Genomic DNA, 17,398 nt, shown 5'->3' with positions numbered 1-17,398 from the left:
TAGTGCATAATTACATTCTAAAGGAAAAACCGCATAATGGCTCACTCTCCGGAAGAGTGGCTTAATTTCACCGGAACGGTGGCTCTCACTTACCGGAACAATAGCTCAAAGTGAGCCGGAATATTCAAACTATTCCGGCAAGTAAATTAAAAGGAGCGATCCTGATTTATAAGACAGCTACGGCGATTTATGTGTTTAAGGAGTTATCCCTTCGCTCCATCTCTTATAATGGCCAAAATCTATATGCAGTCCAATCTGAGAAAGAGGCTGCAGTAGTTAATTTAACCAATACATATCGATTGCCGGTAGGTGCAGGAATAGCAGCTAAGATTATCACAGCGAATGAAACAACCGATATTATGTGCTATCTTAAAGATATCAGTATGTCCGGGATGGCAATCATTAGCGATTTTAGTCTTGAACAGGATACAAAAATTCAGATTTCATTTCGATGTGATGACAGTATTCAGACCGTGGTCGGTAATATAAAGCAGATCTATGAGTTTCGAAGTGGAAAACGATTTTTTTATGGGTGTGAATTTAATGAGCCCAATGAAGTGATTGGTAAGTATATTATGAGTAAGTTGGAGAAGAAAGATAATAATGTTGCAGCCGCTGCTGAAAGATAGGGTTATGTTTTGGATCTAGTTACGAATGATAGGTTAGGAATAAAGGGTTTATTATTTATAACATCAAGATAGGAATCAAGCTTAACAAGAGTTTGATTCTTTTTTTATAACATGGGAAGTGATCTCAGTTCATTCTTCTGTAGAACGTATACGAATATTTAGCATGTTTCATCCGCTTAATATAAATTAATCACCGCTTGTTAACCATGGACGTGGGTTTTCATTGACAAATGTTACTAGTAACTTATAATAAATATTGGAAATAAAATTAAAGTTCGGAGGTTATATCAATGCCAGAATACGACTGTCTAATAGTAGATGATGAAGAAGCCCTCTCACAAAGCACCTGTGATTTTTTTAATATGTTTGGATTAAAAACCTACTGGGTTGCAGATGAAAAAGCGTGTTTTGATTTCTTTAAGCATAGCAGTACCGACTTAATCTTATTGGATATTAATCTGGGACAATCCTCCGGATTTCAGATATGTAAAAGACTGCGAGAAACCATGAATATACCTATACTATTCATCAGTGCCAGAACCAGTGACGATGATGTTTTACTGGCGCTAAATATCGGTGGGGATGATTATATTCAAAAACCGTATTCTCTTAATATCTTGATGACGAAAGTGAAAACCGTTCTGAAAAGGTACCGGGGCAACCCTGAAAATATCATAGCCTTTGGTGAATATAAACTAGATTTGGCATTGGAAAAACTGATTTCATCCAAAGGTGAGATTAATTTAAAAGCGATGGAGTATAGATTGCTAGCCTACTTGGTCAAAAATAAAGGTCGTACCATATCCAAGGAGGAGTTGTTTCAACGGGTCTGGGGCGATGCCATAACCGGTGATGGAACATTAAATGTACATATTCGAAGACTTCGGGAAAAGATTGAGGTCAATCCCAATGAGCCCCGTTTCATTAAGACTATATGGGGAACAGGATATGTTTTTGAAGATTAGGAGCAGGCGATGAATAGAAAAAAGATTACCATTATAATATTCATATCTTTGTCTATCACTACTGGAATAGCCATGTTCGCATTTAAAGATAGAAGTAAGGCGGAAATTAATGTGGTTGAAGTAAATGATATTGTGAAATCACTGGCTAATCGTTGGGAAGATTTAGATGAGTATGGTTTGCCCGGCTTACATTATGGTATGGATTATGTGGTTTTCGATAACAACAATAAATTAATTAAAGCTACGAGAAGAGGTTTAAGTGAGGATTTAAGTTCTGCCATAAGGAATCGGGACACCATCGTAGATATAAAACAAAAGGATCAAATTCTTGGTAAACTGGTTATCTATAATGATGCCAAAGATCTATGGCAGCAGTACCGGAAGCAGCTGCTTACCTTAACATTATTAATTTTATTTATCGTTGCAATACTAAGCTTATCCTATATCGTGCTTATTGACAAGAAGATTTTCCGTCCGTTTCGTAAGTTGCAAACCTTTGCAAAACATGTGGCAGAGGGGAATCTGGATTTACCTCTGGAGATGGATCGGGGCAATCTATTTGGTGCATTTACGGAAAGCTTTGATCTTATGAGGGAAGAGCTTAAACGGGCAAGGGAAAATGAACGGGCTGCGAACCAAAGTAAGAAGGAGCTGGTAGCATCCTTAAGTCATGACATTAAAACTCCGGTAGCATCGATTAAAGCTGTCTCTGAAGTATTGTCTGCAAAGTCGATGAATGATGTTGTAAGAAATCAACTGAATATTATCAATTCAAAAGCAGACCAGATTAATACTCTAATAACAAATATGTTCAATGCCACGCTGGAGGAACTTCAGGAGTTAAAGGTAAGAGTTACGGAGCAGTCCAGCCAACTGTTATATGATTTGATACATAAAGCGGATTATGATAATCAGGTTACGGTTTCAAAAATAGCTGAATGCATTATCTTAGCAGATGAACTAAGACTCGAACAGGTGATTGATAATATTATTAGTAATTCCTATAAATATGCCGGGACATCCATAGATGTAACCGCACGTATTACAGCGGGGTATCTTGAGGTGATATTTCGGGATTACGGTCTTGGTGTATCGGAAGAGGAAAGACCTCTCTTATTTAATAAGTTTTACCGAGCAAAAAATGCTGAAAATAAAAGCGGCACTGGTTTAGGTCTATATATATCGAAGTATCTGATGAATAAAATGTCAGGAGAGATTGATTGTGAAAATACCGAAAGTGGATTTTTAGTGAAGATAAAATTGTTACTTGCATAGAAGATTTAAGGATTAGTTAAGGACTATTTAAAGACCGGTTAATGAGTTGCGAGATATAATAAGGCTGTAATTCAAATACAGTCTTATTATTTTGAAAGGAATAGATCATATGAGTAATGTAATTTTATCAACGAACAAATTATGTAAAACCTTCTCTAATGGAGGTATGCAACAACATGTACTTAAAAACCTCGATATCGAAATATACGAGGGAGATTTCACGGTTATCATGGGTTCCTCCGGTGCGGGTAAGTCAACCCTTCTCTATGCCCTATCCGGTATGGATAAGCCGACCCTTGGTTCGGTACGATTTTTCGATGAAGAAATTGCGAAGCAATCCAATGATATGTTGGCAGTATTTCGCCGTAAGAATTGCGGCTTTGTCTTTCAACAGATGTTTTTACTTGATAACATGAGCATACTGGACAATATTTTAGCCAGCGGATTACTTGTCAGCAAAGACAGAAAGTCAATCACTGCAAGAGCAAAAGATTTACTGACACAGGTAGGTTTAACCGAAGTTATCTGGAGGAAATTCCCCTCCCAGCTATCCGGTGGTGAGGTACAAAGAGCAGCTATTGTGCGTGCTTTAATTAACCAGCCGAAGGTGGTTTTTGCCGATGAACCGACAGGTTCTCTAAACTCGGCTGCCGGTAAAGCAGTACTTGACGTTCTTACTGAGGCGAACAACAATGGTCAAAGCATGATAATGGTAACTCATGACTTAAAATCCGCCAGAAGGGGCAATCGCATACTATATATGCGTGACGGTGTCATCCACGGGGTCTGTGACCTTGGTAAATACGTAAGCGGTGACAAAGAGCGCCATGATAAACTTCAGGCATTCCTTGCTGAAATGGGGTGGTAGAGTGAAAAAGTTATTTATGCTGGCATTTGCAAATATTAGAAAGACCAAAGGTCATACGGTTTCCTTATTTATTATGTTTTTTATTGCTGCGTTATTATTAAATGCAGGATTATTGATTACTTTTAACTTTGGGAGTTATTTTGATAACATTGTAAAAGATCTGAATACATCGGATATTTATTATGTCATGCCGGATCATTATTATAATGATGAAGTAGAAGATTATCTGGATCACAATGATAATATCATTGAAATGCAAAAAGTGGACCCTATGTGGGTTAACGCTGAAGTGGTTTTTAATGATAATATGTGGAAAAGGGTATTTTTGCTTAACGATGCAGATAAAGCTAAAACCCGTACCATGACAAAATGGAAATTTGTGGGAGAGCATTTGCCTGTAGAGGATATGTCAATTTATCTTCCCTACATCTTTCAATTGTCCGGTGGATATGAGTTAAACGATAAATTTGAGATGATTTTACATGACAGCAAGCTAGAGTTTACCATCAAAGGATTTACGGAAGATGTATTCTTTAGTTCGCCCGAAACCGGTTTTATGGGTGTTTATCTGCCTTATGAAACCTATGAAAAAGTAGCGGTACAACTAGGTGAGCAGCACCAAGCGGCCTTAGTTTTCGCGAATCTTAATACGATGAATAAAGATATTGAAAAAGATATCAGGGATATGCTAAAGCTGGAATCAACTCCTACAACAACGGATATTACCTCTACCTTCTTTAGTTTGGATCGTCCTCTTGTAGAAATGGCACGGACTATGATGGCAGTCATTGTTTCAATTATGATCGTAGCTTTTGCAGCTATTATTGTAGTGGTATGCTTGATTGTGGTAAGATTTCGCATTGTGAACAGTATTGAAGAGGATATGACTAAGATTGGCTCCTTGAAGGCGATTGGCTATACCAGCAGACAAATCATCTTGTCCATTGTATTACAATTTACATTGATAGCTCTTTTTGGTAGCATAATAGGAATAGCCATGTCTTATTCAACGACCCCGATGCTATCCGATATATTTGCTCAGCAGTCAGGACTTAAGTGGGTGCAAGGTTTTGACGGTACAATTAGTGGGATTGCCCTCGTAATCATTTTGCTTATTGTAGGGTTGGTTGCATTTATATCCTCCAGACGAATTAAAAAGCTGAGTCCGATAGTGGCACTTCGTGGAGGTATTGTAACCCATAGCTTTCGTAAAAATCATATGCCGCTTAATACTGCAAAAGGCAGCTTGCCCTTCGTACTGGCTGTAAAATCAATCATACAGAATAAAAAGCAAAGTATTATGATTGCAATTATTATGATTGCTGTATCCTTTGCCCAGACCTTTGCGGTGGGCATGTTTTATAACACGACGGTTGATACAACAACATTCTTAGAAACACCGGGAATAGAGTTGTCAAATGCAGTCGCTGTTTTTAAGCCGGAGGCAGATAGGGAAACTATTATGGAAGAACTTAAGATTATGGAGGAAGTAAGAAAGGTCCAATATATTGATGAGGTTTTCGTTAATGTAGATGGTAATGAAATAAGTGTTTATGTTATGGAAGACTATTCAAACAAGGAAACAGACACGGTTTATGAAGGGCGATATCCAATTCATGATAATGAAATCGTTCTTGCAGGACATCTGGCTGAGATAATCGGAAAAAAAGTCGGAGATAATGTTATCGTTAGTATGGGAGAAACAAAAGAAGAGTTTATCGTTACAGGCTTATCGCAGGGAGCCTATATGAGTGGTATGAATTCTTCTGTTACCTATGAGGGTATAATGAAACTAACCCCCGGGTTTCAACAGTCAACCTTAAATATATATCTTGATAAAGGTAGGGATGCCGGTGTATTTGTTGAAAAGCTAAAACATCTTTATGGCGAGTCGTTTTTATTAACCTTAGATATGGATCAGAATATGGAACAAGGTGCCGGAATGTATATCTCGATAGTTTCTAAGGTGGGTATAACGATTTTAGTAGTCACAATAGCGGTTGTTATTCTTGTTTTGTATTTTGTGATAAACTCATCTGTAGTTCGCAAAAAACGGGAACTTGGTATACAAAAAGCAGTGGGATTTACAACATTTCAGCTGATGAATCAGCTATCATTAGGTTTCCTTCCCCCGGTCATCGTCGGTGTATGCATCGGCAGTGTTATCGGAGTTACCCAGACCAATGCACTAATGTCAATAGCACAGAGAGGAATGGGAATTATGAAATCTAATTTTATTATAACCCCAATGGCAATTACTTTATTCGGAGCTGGGATTATAATACTTGCATATGTCTGTTCAATGCTAATTACGTATCGGGTTCGTAAAATATCTGCTTATGCTTTGGTAACGGAATAATTTCTAGAGATATCATATAATACAGAACGCCAAATCATTATCCTGATGTATGGATGATGATTTGGCGTTCTGTATTAGAACTTGTTTACAATTAGCCAATTGGTCTTAAGTAATAAAAAGAAGGAATATTTCGCATTACTCCGTAAAGGATAAGAATGCCCAAGACGAAAAGGTACACAAAAGAATGTAATCTCGATACTTTCCTAGCTAATCCTTTTACGCTCTTCACTATATATATTACAAATTCAAAAGCAAAAAACGGTAATAATATAAATAAAGCCTCATTACTCTGAAAAGCCCGATATACATTACCTTCTATTAGAGAAGCAAGCATTCGGGTGATGCCGCATCCGGGACAGTATAAGCCGGTTATCTCATGAAATATGCAAGGAATATAAATTCCCGTATACTTGCTGAATATATAATAAGATATTCCTAAAGTCCCTATTATAAAAATAATGCAAGACAACTTTATAATCCGTTGTTTCATACCTTAACCAGAGTATTTACTTCGTGCTGTAATAGTGCTAATGTGACGATACGGCTTATCAGATAAAGAATGAGATATAAAATGCCACTATTTCCTGCCGGTATATTCCGTTTCTGCTTAGCAATATCTATTTTTTCACCTCTTTTGTAAGCCCAGAATATGCCGTAAAGGCCACAAGTGATAATAGTTAAAATTAAAGCCATAATACCTGAGGTGTCCGGTTCGCCGGCTAATGAGTTGGTCTCATCAGTTATAACGATAAACCAATAGATGGAGTAAAGCCCGCAGGTTATCAATGTTAATAGGATACATATTAGAATGTCTCTTTTCATAATAGGAAAAACCCCCCTTGATTTTATTTATATTTTCAATGACACTTTATATAGGTTAAAGTGTCATACGTACTTATATTTATTATAATAGAAACAGCAACTAAAGTAAATTAAAATGGGATTATATTGTCATTAAATTGGATATTCTCCCATATTGTAAGGGAGAATAATACGGCTAGAAAATACTTGTACAATTGCCATTTATAGCTTGTTGTGTTAATATAGTTACACAAATAACAACATTAACTAAAACATTCAAATTGGTTGTTATAATTTTATTTTGTTGAAGAGGTGAAAAGAATGAAAGAATTTTTAGAACAGATATATTTTAATAATTCAATGAGGGATTATATCTGGTCCTTATCCATTTTTATAGTTAGCTTTATTGTTATAACCATATTAAGATATTTTATGATTAAACGAATTAAAGCCAGAGCTGAGCTGGAAGTGAAAACTTCCAACGATATATTAATTCATAGTACCAAGAAATATCTTATTCCTTTGATGTATTTAAGCGCTTTTTACTTTAGTGTAAAATTACTTACCATTCAACCAATGTTTGGTAGGGTGATTGACATAGTTGCGATTGCATTAATCTCGGTATTAGTTGCTGTTTTGGTTTCATCCCTTCTGGAATACTCATTTCAAAGATACTCTGAAAAAACAGGGCTGGATGAAAATAAGCAGGTTGTTGTGGGTTGGTTTAAGAGAATCATAAAAGTACTCATCTGGGTTGTAGCCATTATTCTTTTTGTTCAGAATATTGGAATAGATATCAGTGCAATCGTTGCCGGTCTTGGAATTGGTGGTATTGCCATAGCCTTTGCAGCACAGGCAGTTTTAGAAGATATATTCAGTTATTTTACGATTTATTTTGACAGACCATTTGAAGTCGGAGACTTTATCATATCCGGTGAACATATGGGGACGGTTGAACACATCGGCATCAGAACCACACGCTTACGGAGTATCGGTGGGGAACAGCTGATTTTATCGAACAAGGATTTAACTAATTCAAGAGTTAAAAATTATAAAAGAATGGAACAACGGAGGGTGTTATTCACCCTTGGTGTTACCTATGACACAACCCTTGATCAACTTAAGAAGATACCGGAGTTAGTAAAAGATATAATTGAAAGACAAGAAGACACCCGTTTTGACAGGGCACATTTTTCAACCTTTGCAAATTCCAGTTTAAATTTTGAAGTGGTATACTATGTATTAAGCAGTGATTATATTAAATATATGGATATCCAGCAGGAGATTAATTTTACTATTAAAGAACAATTTGATAAGCTGGGAATTGAGTTTGCATTTCCGACACAGACCATTCATGTGCAAAACGCAAACATGTAGACGCAATCATTAATGAGTAAAATGAAAAGGTATTGCAATCACTATTTAGTAAATGGGATTTTATTTTCCCTGTAAACAAAGCAACTAATTGTATATGAATATAAATGGGAAATCGATGTGAAGTGTATCCCTCGTATGAAAAAATACATTCGTGTACACTTTATATCGATTTCCCGTCTTTAATATATTAATTATATTATAGAATACCCGTAATCTATTGATATATTATCGCTTATAAAAATGAAAGATTTCGTTACTACCTTCTAATTTGATCTCTATCTCAAAGGAGGTTAAGATTTTATAGTGTATTGTTATGGTACGTTGATAATCCTCTACTATTATTAATTGATTTTCAGAATCTATTGTATAGGAGGCAGTTCCATCCGCTGTATCCCCATATCGTAAGATCCAGGGGTTTCCTGCTGCCGCATCATATGCACTAAAGTAGCCCGACTTGTCAAATACCATAGCATAGTTTGTCTCGGACCAATAACTATATCCTTTCTTGTTATAACATAAAAAATCTATCATTTCTTCGTTTGAATAGTTGTATTTTTCTTCTTGTGTATTATCGGTTGATATTAAATCATCCTCAACGGTATATCCTATGTAATCATTACTGTATCTCGTATAATTAATTTCTTTTACACTGCCATTGATAAGGTCAAAGGTTGTTTTTCCTCTATAAGGTATGCTACCGTCCTCTTGTATATCACTTACATCTAAATCGTATACTTCATAGCGTACCCAATCCTCATAATTAGAATACGTATATATGTTATAATATGCTTCTAACTGTTGTCTATCATAATGGGCATAAGGCACATTACTTAAGAAAGCAATTAATTCTTCCTGTGTTGTGCCAATATCAATATCTTCAGGCAGGTTATAGGTGATACCGGACTTAAGTGGAAGAAATTTAACATTTACGACAGTACAGTCTATTAAATATTGATAGCTGTCATATTCATTCTTTATCTGAACAACAAGGATTTTATCTTTCTTTTCAAGGAATAAGGATAAGGATTTTCCGGGAGCTAAGAGCTCTTGTGTCTGTTTGACATTTCTAAGCGCTAGCTGTTTACTGTAAATATGCTCATCCGTGGCAGTACCTTTTATATGAAATCCTTGATTTATAAATACGCTGAGTGGTGATGGAAGCCGATAGAACTTACCATCAATAGCAAAGGTAAAGCTGAAGAAATCCGTACCTAACTTAGCTGGTATCTCATAAGGGATTGGTTGATTGATTTTCATAACCAGATCCTCTAAATTAATGTTTACATAAGATAATATGATTTCTTCAATTTTTCCTTTATTGGCATTCAAAACTATTCCTTCTCTTTTAAATCGGTTATCCTCCGTAAACCTATGGATAGGAGTTTTATACTGTAATACACTAAAGTTGCTATCTCCACTTGTATGTACAGGGTTTCCATACACCTTTTTTACTTCGTCAACCGTAGAATTTAAGGTAATACCACCGGGTATTTTGACGTCCCCTTGGATCTGGCAGATTAAAAAATCCTCATAATGATTTGATTTATGAGGTTTTGGATTTATTAGGACGATAGGGAGTGATTTATCACCTTTTGTCAACATCGTATATACCTCCTCCAAAGGGTCAAGAGAGGTACTTGTATCATAATCCTCATCTAATTGTGTTTTTAAGGTCCAACCTTTTTTGGTAAGCTGACCTAAGGTAATGGGTAGCTGATAAGTATTCTCCTCTACCTCGAACTGATAGCTTCCCAGCTGCTCCAGACAGGAAGCAGGTGTCGCAGAGAGAAGGGCAGCTGTATCATTATCATCTTCGTTAGATGAGCTGATTATCTTATTGGTTGCATCCTCTGGTGAAGTGGAGACACCTTGCGTTGGAATACTACTAACCGTTTCATCGCCGTTAAGGGTTTCATAATTGTCATCACTAATATCTGTATCTTTTTTACAAGCTGTAAGTAATACTAACATTATAAAAAGTAAAATTAAGAACTTTCTCATATAAGACCCTTTCTTTATAAAACTGGATATTATTTACTCATAACTGTTATATAAACTGAAATTAAGTCATAATGATGTCATTTACCTTAAGATATAATTACTGATATAAAAGGTAAAAAAATGATTATTTCTTTCATATAAATATAGGACCGTTTAAGTTAAATTTAAGATAAACCTGTTATACTATAGATAATAATCAGTTCTTAAAGATACTAAAACACATGAAAAGATACTTATAATACATTTACAACCTATTTTAATGGTATTACCATAAAGTATATATTTAGTGGGATTTAGAGATTTGATATACAGTAAGGATTATAAGGACACAATGAAAAACATCATAAGAAAGGATATAAGGATTAATGAAGGGAACAACAGTACATGTATGGGACAAAGTAGAAATTGAGTTACAGGCAGTAAAAGATTACGCGAATCCATATTGTGAAGTGGAAACCTGGGTGATCTTAGATGGACCCGGTTTTCATAAGAAAGTATATGGCTTCTGGGATGGAGAAAAAACCTTTAAAATAAGAGTAGCACCTGTAGCTTCAGGAAAATGGAGTTGGTGCTCCGGCTCGAATACGGATGATGAGGGTCTTAACGGTATTAAGGGCAGTTTTACAGCATTTGATTGGACTGAGGAGGAGAAACTTGAGAACCCTTGCCGTCGCGGTATGGTGGTTCCGACTGAGAATGGCCGTGGTTTCAGATATTCGGATGGAACTCCCTATTTTATGCTTGGGGATACCTGGTGGGCAGCGCCTACTTATCGTTATCCATGGTATGAAGACGATATGAAGCGTCCGGTCGGACCAGAGATGGGCTTTAAGGATATGGTGAAGTACCGCAAGAAACAGGGATATAACTGTATTGGTATGATAGCCGGTCACCCTACTTGGGCAAATGATGGGTTTTCTCCGAAAATCATTATGGATGACGGCTATAGTACCTGTATCCGTGCGGCCTGGATGGATACAGATACGGGAAGTGCCAAAGACATGCATAATGAGGGTGGCAGACCATTTCTATTTCCCGGAAAGGTTGAGGGTTATGAAACGGTTGTACCGGATTTTGACCGCATTAATCCTGATTATTTCAAACATCTGGATCTTAAGATAGATTATCTGAATGAACAGGGTTTTACCGTATTTATAGAGGTGATACGTCGTGATATCAGTCAGGTGTGGAAGCGTTATTGCGGATGGCCTGATTCTTATGTTAGATATATACAATATATTTTTACTAGGTACCAGGCTAACAATTGTATGTATAGTCCAATCCATTTTGACTTTATTGGGAATACAATACTTCCAAGGGAATATAACGAGCCTTTAAATATGTTGGTTGATAGATACGGACAGCCTCCCTTTGGAACGCTGCTAGGAACAAATTCCGCCCCTTCATCTTTAACGAACTTCGGTGGTCCGCAGGAAAACCGTTGGCTAACTTTCCATCAGATCGGCAATTGGAGAGAGCATGATCATTATTGGTATCTCACTGAGATATTTCATTCAGAACCGGCGAGACCGGCCATCAATGGAGAGCCGTATTATCCGGGATTTCCGGACGATAATCCGAAGACCGACAGTATCGACGCAGAATATTATACCCGTTCGGGTATGTACGGCAGCTTCTTATCCGGAGGCCTTGGAGGTTATATCTATGGTTGCCAGGGAATGTGGGGAGGCGACATAGAAAAGAATGCCCAGTATAAAATCTGGGAAGCGATTACTTACCGCTCTGGGGCACTGGTTCAGAATCTAAAGAAGTTTGTGGACCGGATAGGAGACAGATATTTAGACCTAATTCCGAACGTGGAATTGATTACACCGAATAAATCCGGTAAAGTAGATGGGTATACCGGCTGGGCATATTGTGCATCCACACCAAAGAGAGATTTGTTATTACTTTATTTTGAGAAGGATTGCTTACCGGGGACCGTAAGGGGTCTGAAACCTAATGCACCCTATGGTATCGAATGGTTTAACCCTGTCACGGGAGAATGGAAATCTGACCGAAGAGTCATCGGAGTTGTCAATGCCGACAATATGGGCCGTATTATCCTGCCATCTTTCCCGGGTGAGGGTGACTGGGGACTGTTTTTAGATGAAATTTAAATCATATAATAATAGATATATAATAGATAAAGCTATTTAATAGAAATAATATTTTGGGTACTATATAAAAGTGACAGCTTCCAAAACTTGCTTATTTTTGGGCGAGGGGTGGAGGCTGTTATTTTTATTTTTGGTTATTTTTATCGATCCAGTGATATACTTTGTACAACAGAAGAAAATAAAGGAGGGCAAAACAAAACAAAGCAAAGTATAGGAAAGCATAGAAAAGTAAAGCAAAGAAAAGATAATAATATAAAGCAAAGCATAGGAATGTAACATATAGAAAAGTAACGTATAAGGCAAGTAGAGGAAGGATATAGCAAATGTTTCAACTATTTTAAAAAGAGATAAATCAGCAGGCAATAGAAGCATTCTGGGAATAGTTTTCTCAAAATGAACAATGGATTATTGATAATAACATTAAAAACCCCATGGATGTCGTGGGTGCAATTGATGAGCAGTTGAAACAAGTATATCCACACTTTAGAGGGGAATTGGAATTTGATTTTACCTATGATAATGGAAGAGGAGAATTTAATTTTTATGATCTGAATACCTACGTAGCGGTGCCCTAGAATTAAAAGCAAAAATGCCGGAAGGACTTGTAAGCAGATGGATGTTTCAGATATCTCATTAAGCTGTACCTGTTTAAAAAGGAATGTGTTATAATTTTGTCAAATAGGTGTGTTACATCTGAACATGATTAATATTAAAGCTATGTTATATTTATTAGATATGAAGTCAAAATATTCAATGAAAGAAGGTGTTAAGGACGTGAATGCGTACAATAATAAGAAAGGGATCTTCGTGCTTTTCCTATTTATAATGATAATATCATCTCTATCTCTAATGGCTTGTGCAAAGAAGAAAGAAGATTTAAATTCACGGATGAATTTCGAGGCAAAAGCTTCTCCACCTGCAGCAGATATTCCTATGGACGAAAGTGGAGTCATACAGAATAATAATTCAGATGAAACAATTGGGTATGGACCTGATGATGCTCTTATAAATGAGTTAACAGAGGCTTCTCCGGCTGTTACTCCTACACCCATGGTAAGGGAAATAGTAACAGGAACCAGATATATTAAGGGAGATGGAGTAAGATTAAGAGAGAACCCATCTACACAATCCGGTATCATCCTAAGCTTAAACCATGGAACAGAGCTGGAATACCTAGAGGGGGAGGGTGAATGGAGTAAAGTGAGGTATATGGATTCAGAAGGATACGTTAGAAATGATCTGATTAGTGAAACAAAAACAGTTCTACAGAGCGAAGGAGCTGTTCCGGTTACATCAAATAATAATAATTCTGACAGAATCAGTGAGCCTAAAATCATAGTAAAGAAGAGTGAGCGCATCCTGGAATTATGGGACGGAGATCGTTTATATGATAGTTTTTCCATCGGCTTAGGGTGGGAACCGGAAGGTGATAAGAAGGTAGAAGGGGATGGGCGTACCCCTGAAGGCACCTATTATGTATGTACCAGAAACAGTAATAGCAGGTTTTACCTGTCCTTAGGAGTATCCTATCCGAATAAGGAGGATGCAAAGGAGGCCCTTGATGCTGGTACGATCAATCAAAGAACCTATGATCAAATCGCCTATGCAATTGATAATAAAGAACAGCCTCCTTGGAATACTGCCATGGGTGGTGAAATTATGATACATGGTATGGGTGGTGACTCGGATTGGACAGCCGGCTGTGTAGCGGTAGATAATGAGGTGATGGACATCCTCTGGCAACATTGTCCCATGAAGACACCAATAGTAATAGAACCCTGAAAAAATTCGTATCTTAACGATGAATTGTATAATAGAAAAACCTATGAATTGTATATAAAAACACTGTATAAAAGAGTAAATATATATGATATAATGTGAGAAATAGGAAATAAAGTTGGAGTTTACATTAATTATACTTAAGGGGATTATATTATGAGGATAAGGACACTAAAACGAAAAGTAAATGTAGTACTGTTATTTGTGACAATTTCTATGACTCTTTTGTTTGGCTGCTACAGGAACAGTCAAGAAGAGGAGAATAAACATATCATACCCCCGGAAAATACGAATATGGAACTCATCGGGGATTATGATATTGCCTTTTCCCATACAGGATATTTTTATGACGGCACCATTGAAGTAGGGATTTTGAGTAATAAAGAGTGTAGTATCTATTATACCATGGATGGTTCTGAACCGGATCAAAAACAGACCCAATATCAGAAAGAAATCAAATTACCGGCTAAGGATGAGGTTAAGGCCTATAGCATTAAGGCCAAAGCATATTTTGAGGACGGTACAGAATCGGATACCATTGTACATACGTATTTTGTTGGCAATTATGTAAAAGATCGATTTAATACTCTGGTGTTCTCTGTTACGACCGACCCTTATAATCTGTATGATGACGAATATGGTATTCTTATAGAAGGAAAGCTGAGACGGGATCATATCAAAGAAAATCCCAGGGATAAGATAGAACCCAATGATCCGGCAAATTTTAATATGCGTGGCAGAGAGAGCGAGAGAGAGGTTTATCTAGAGGTTCTTCAACCGGATGGAACGAAGATAACCGAGATGAATGCGGGGATTCGTACTTATGGTGGCTGGTCTCGGGCAAATCTTCAAAAATCAATAAAAATATTTGCCAGAAAGGAATACGATGAAGTAAATAATAAGTTTCGTTATGAGTTCTTTCCTCAAAAAACAGCAGCGAATGGAGATGGCACTAAGCTGGATTCCTTTAAACGTCTGGTTCTACGTAACTGCGGTAACGATAACGGGTTTGCATTTATCCGTGATGAATTATTTCAAACCTTAGCTGCGCAAGCAGGTTATCAGGACCATCAGGCTGTGCGCCCGGCAGCAATGTTTATAAATGGTGAATACCGAGGGTTTTTCTGGCTACATGAGGTATATTCTGATGAATACTTTGAAGAAAACTATGGGGATTATACCGGAAGTTTTGAGATTTTAGAGGGTGGGGAAAACTATAAATCCCTTGACGAGGACGGAGAGAATGAATATGCAATCCGGGATTATGAGGATATGTATACCTATGCTGCGAAGGATCTTACGAAGGATGAGAATTTTAATCAGCTTAGTGAGTTGATGGATGTCGAAAACTATCTGGAATATTATGCCCTACAGGTTTATATCGGTAACGAAGATTGGCCCCATAATAATTATAAGACATACCGTTATTATGCTGCTGATGGGGAGGAATACAAAGAGGCTCCCTTCGATGGAAAATGGCGTTACCTTTTGCATGATTTAGATTTTAGCTTTGGCATCTATGGTACAAAAGCTACGACGGATAATTTCAGTAAATATGTCGGCAGAAATGGGGAGATGAAAGAGGAAGCTCCGTTATTTAGTCAACTGATGAAGAGGGATGACTGCAAGGAGATATTTATAAAGAAAACAGTTGATTTGATTAATGGTTCCTTTGCTCCGGAGAATCTTAACCGTGTATTGGATGAAATGCATGCATCAAGACTAAGTGAACAGATGAACATGTATAACAAGAATTTGTTAGCTGATTGGGTACATCAGGATCAGCTGGAAGAAAGATTGGAAGCGATTCGTTCCTATGGAAGTGAAAGGGCAGGTTATATTCTTACAAGATATCAGGAATATTTCGATCTGGGAGATATGTATCGTCTCAAAGTGCAGCCGGTTCAGGGTGCAGAGATTAAGATAAATTCATTTGTTACAGATGATTACTTTGAGGGCAGTTATTATTCAGATTATAACACGGTTATATCTACGGTGATACCGGCAGGTATGGAATTAGATTATTGGATGGTAAATGGTGAAAAGGTATATGAACAGGAACTATTAATTACTCCAGCTATGATTAGAGACAGGAAAGTTGAGGTAAACTGCTTTTTTAAAGAAACTACAGAAAAACCGCATATCATAGTGAGCGAACTATCTGCGGACGGTGATGAAGATTATATCACACTTTATAATCCTTACAATGAAGCCGTATCAACCGATGGGTACACCCTGACCGATGATATCGAAGAACCTGAGAAATTCATACTTCCAACTAGGATTATTGCACCGGGCGAAAGCCTAGTTATTCTATGTGGACGAGATACGGAACTGTCGGGTGATGCTGTAGACCCTAATACAGAGGATAAGGATAGTTTATACGCTGAGTTTGGATTAAAGGAGAATGAAACTGTGGTTCTCTTTCGACAGGAAGAGGTAATAGATACAGTTAAAGTCCCTGAGCTAAAAAATAATAATCCTTATCAGAGAGATTTAAACACAATGCGTTTCTATGAGGTGGAGAATTTAAATTAATAAGGCAATATAAAAGGGGTTGTTTTATAATAAATAAGTAGAGGTTATGATTTACCGTACTACACTGTTTGACGGACATGTTGATGTGTCCTTCAAACAGTGTGTAAGGAAAGTGCATCTGAGTGCACTTTCGTCATATCCCCCGCTGATCTATTATGTAACAACCTCTTTTAAAATCAGGCAAGGTTAATTATGCCATAGTATTAGTTAAGTAAGTATAAGATGAATCATAAGGTTTATGTAGATTCATTTGGTATATTAGAAGTTAGCTCTAATTTCTGCTAAAACTCTGCTTTCCATAATCCATGTAAATTACAATATTCATAGACAGTACCGGAAGCCACTTCTTCAAATTCAGCTTTTGGTTCCATACCCGGCTCTAAATAATTAAGTAAAACCTTATCATCTGTTACAAGAGCAATCCATTCAATATAATGTTCCGGCTGTGAAGGATGCAATACAGATCCCACGGTTGCTTTTATTTTTCCATCTTCCTTTACTACTACCGGTACATGTTTTTCTTGTGCTGCATCAGTTGTATTAGCATCCAACTTCGTCATAGGCTGATCGCAACAGACTAAAGTTCCGCCTCCGTTTTTAATCTTAGCCACCATGTTCCCACAGATTTCACAACGATAAAAGTTTACTTTTGACATATCAATTCTCCTTTTTTGATAATAGTAATA

15 protein-coding genes are annotated in these 17,398 nt (G+C 37.0%); 11 read left to right on the top strand and 4 right to left on the bottom strand.

Features of this window, described 5'->3' with window-relative positions; translation table 11 throughout:
• Window positions 1-110 precede the first annotated feature (110 nt).
• From I5677_RS17445 to I5677_RS17440, 5 genes are all read left to right on the top strand, one after another.
• A complete protein-coding gene (locus I5677_RS17445; RefSeq protein WP_197661986.1) occupies window positions 111-629 on the top strand; it encodes a PilZ domain-containing protein in 519 nt (172 codons plus the stop codon).
• Window positions 630-919: 290 nt separating this feature from the next.
• Window positions 920-1,594: a response regulator transcription factor gene (locus tag I5677_RS12640; RefSeq protein ID WP_197661985.1), complete on the top strand. Its 675-nt coding sequence runs from the start codon at window positions 920-922 to the stop codon at window positions 1,592-1,594.
• Between the two features lie 9 nt (window positions 1,595-1,603).
• A complete protein-coding gene (locus I5677_RS12635; RefSeq protein WP_197661984.1) occupies window positions 1,604-2,869 on the top strand; it encodes a HAMP domain-containing sensor histidine kinase in 1,266 nt (421 codons plus the stop codon).
• 109 nt (window positions 2,870-2,978) lie between these two features.
• The gene (locus I5677_RS12630) at window positions 2,979-3,737 is read left to right on the top strand and encodes an ABC transporter ATP-binding protein (protein ID WP_197661983.1); all 759 of its coding nucleotides are present in this window, start codon (window positions 2,979-2,981) and stop codon (window positions 3,735-3,737) included.
• Between the two features lies 1 nt (window position 3,738).
• Entirely contained in the window at window positions 3,739-6,096 is a 2,358-nt protein-coding gene (locus I5677_RS17440; protein ID WP_197661982.1) for an ABC transporter permease, read from the top strand.
• A 91-nt stretch (window positions 6,097-6,187) separates the two neighbouring features.
• Here the strand turns inward: I5677_RS17440 and I5677_RS17530 are convergent, their stop codons facing one another.
• Window positions 6,188-6,586: a DUF2752 domain-containing protein gene (locus I5677_RS17530; RefSeq protein ID WP_197661981.1), complete on the bottom strand. Its 399-nt coding sequence runs from the start codon at window positions 6,584-6,586 to the stop codon at window positions 6,188-6,190.
• On the bottom strand, window positions 6,583-6,918 hold the full coding sequence (locus I5677_RS12615; protein ID WP_197661980.1) for a DUF4234 domain-containing protein: 336 nt from the start codon (window positions 6,916-6,918) through the stop codon (window positions 6,583-6,585). Before I5677_RS12615 ends, I5677_RS17530 begins: the two co-directional genes overlap by 4 nt.
• A gap of 300 nt (window positions 6,919-7,218) precedes the next feature.
• Here I5677_RS12615 and I5677_RS12610 point away from each other — a divergent pair, with 300 nt between their 5' ends.
• A complete protein-coding gene (locus I5677_RS12610; RefSeq protein ID WP_197661979.1) occupies window positions 7,219-8,274 on the top strand; it encodes a mechanosensitive ion channel family protein in 1,056 nt (351 codons plus the stop codon).
• Window positions 8,275-8,499: 225 nt separating this feature from the next.
• On the opposite strand, the gene I5677_RS12605 is transcribed toward I5677_RS12610, so the two are convergent.
• On the bottom strand, window positions 8,500-10,245 hold the full coding sequence (locus tag I5677_RS12605; protein ID WP_197661978.1) for a hypothetical protein: 1,746 nt from the start codon (window positions 10,243-10,245) through the stop codon (window positions 8,500-8,502).
• Between the two features lie 395 nt (window positions 10,246-10,640).
• On the opposite strand from I5677_RS12605, the gene I5677_RS12600 reads away from it, so the two are divergent.
• The 5 genes from I5677_RS12600 to I5677_RS12580 all read left to right on the top strand — a co-directional run bounded on the left by I5677_RS12600 (window position 10,641) and on the right by I5677_RS12580 (window position 16,712).
• Entirely contained in the window at window positions 10,641-12,395 is a 1,755-nt protein-coding gene (locus I5677_RS12600) for a DUF5060 domain-containing protein (RefSeq protein ID WP_197661977.1), read from the top strand.
• 108 nt (window positions 12,396-12,503) lie between these two features.
• A complete protein-coding gene (locus tag I5677_RS12595) occupies window positions 12,504-12,671 on the top strand; it encodes a hypothetical protein (RefSeq protein WP_197661976.1) in 168 nt (55 codons plus the stop codon).
• 155 nt (window positions 12,672-12,826) lie between these two features.
• The gene (locus tag I5677_RS12590; protein WP_197661975.1) at window positions 12,827-12,970 is read left to right on the top strand and encodes a hypothetical protein; all 144 of its coding nucleotides are present in this window, start codon (window positions 12,827-12,829) and stop codon (window positions 12,968-12,970) included.
• Between the two features lie 250 nt (window positions 12,971-13,220).
• The gene (locus I5677_RS12585) at window positions 13,221-14,177 is read left to right on the top strand and encodes a L,D-transpeptidase family protein (protein WP_197661974.1); all 957 of its coding nucleotides are present in this window, start codon (window positions 13,221-13,223) and stop codon (window positions 14,175-14,177) included.
• Window positions 14,178-14,330: 153 nt separating this feature from the next.
• The gene (locus I5677_RS12580) at window positions 14,331-16,712 is read left to right on the top strand and encodes a CotH kinase family protein (protein WP_197661973.1); all 2,382 of its coding nucleotides are present in this window, start codon (window positions 14,331-14,333) and stop codon (window positions 16,710-16,712) included.
• Window positions 16,713-16,993: 281 nt separating this feature from the next.
• Here I5677_RS12580 and I5677_RS12575 read toward each other — a convergent pair whose 3' ends face one another.
• Window positions 16,994-17,368 (bottom strand): desulfoferrodoxin, encoded by a 375-nt coding sequence (locus I5677_RS12575; RefSeq protein ID WP_197661972.1) that lies wholly within the window; start codon window positions 17,366-17,368, stop codon window positions 16,994-16,996.
• Window positions 17,369-17,398 lie beyond the last annotated feature (30 nt).

Origin of the sequence: Mobilitalea sibirica (assembly GCF_015999265.1) — a bacterium.
GTDB classification, from domain to species: Bacteria; Bacillota; Clostridia; order Lachnospirales; family Lachnospiraceae; genus Mobilitalea; species Mobilitalea sibirica.
The sequence above is the reverse complement of the archived record's forward strand: the minus strand, read 5'-3'. Positions and strand labels throughout refer to the sequence as shown.

What these genes read in the sequence shown, in the direction of transcription:
- I5677_RS12585 (WP_197661974.1), top strand. Translation starts at nt 13,221, where the DNA reads ATGATAATATCATCTCTATCTCTAATGGCTTGTGCAAAGAAGAAAGAA.
- I5677_RS12615 (WP_197661980.1), bottom strand. Translation starts at nt 6,918, where the DNA reads ATGAAAAGAGACATTCTAATATGTATCCTATTAACATTGATAACCTGC.
- I5677_RS12590 (WP_197661975.1), top strand. Translation starts at nt 12,827, where the DNA reads ATGGATGTCGTGGGTGCAATTGATGAGCAGTTGAAACAAGTATATCCA.
- I5677_RS12575 (WP_197661972.1), bottom strand. Translation starts at nt 17,368, where the DNA reads ATGTCAAAAGTAAACTTTTATCGTTGTGAAATCTGTGGGAACATGGTG.
- I5677_RS12640 (WP_197661985.1), top strand. Translation starts at nt 920, where the DNA reads ATGCCAGAATACGACTGTCTAATAGTAGATGATGAAGAAGCCCTCTCA.
- I5677_RS12630 (WP_197661983.1), top strand. Translation starts at nt 2,979, where the DNA reads ATGAGTAATGTAATTTTATCAACGAACAAATTATGTAAAACCTTCTCT.
- I5677_RS12635 (WP_197661984.1), top strand. Translation starts at nt 1,604, where the DNA reads ATGAATAGAAAAAAGATTACCATTATAATATTCATATCTTTGTCTATC.
- I5677_RS12605 (WP_197661978.1), bottom strand. Translation starts at nt 10,245, where the DNA reads ATGTTAGTATTACTTACAGCTTGTAAAAAAGATACAGATATTAGTGAT.
- I5677_RS12600 (WP_197661977.1), top strand. Translation starts at nt 10,641, where the DNA reads ATGAAGGGAACAACAGTACATGTATGGGACAAAGTAGAAATTGAGTTA.
- I5677_RS17530 (WP_197661981.1), bottom strand. Translation starts at nt 6,586, where the DNA reads ATGAAACAACGGATTATAAAGTTGTCTTGCATTATTTTTATAATAGGG.
- I5677_RS12580 (WP_197661973.1), top strand. Translation starts at nt 14,331, where the DNA reads ATGAGGATAAGGACACTAAAACGAAAAGTAAATGTAGTACTGTTATTT.
- I5677_RS12610 (WP_197661979.1), top strand. Translation starts at nt 7,219, where the DNA reads ATGAAAGAATTTTTAGAACAGATATATTTTAATAATTCAATGAGGGAT.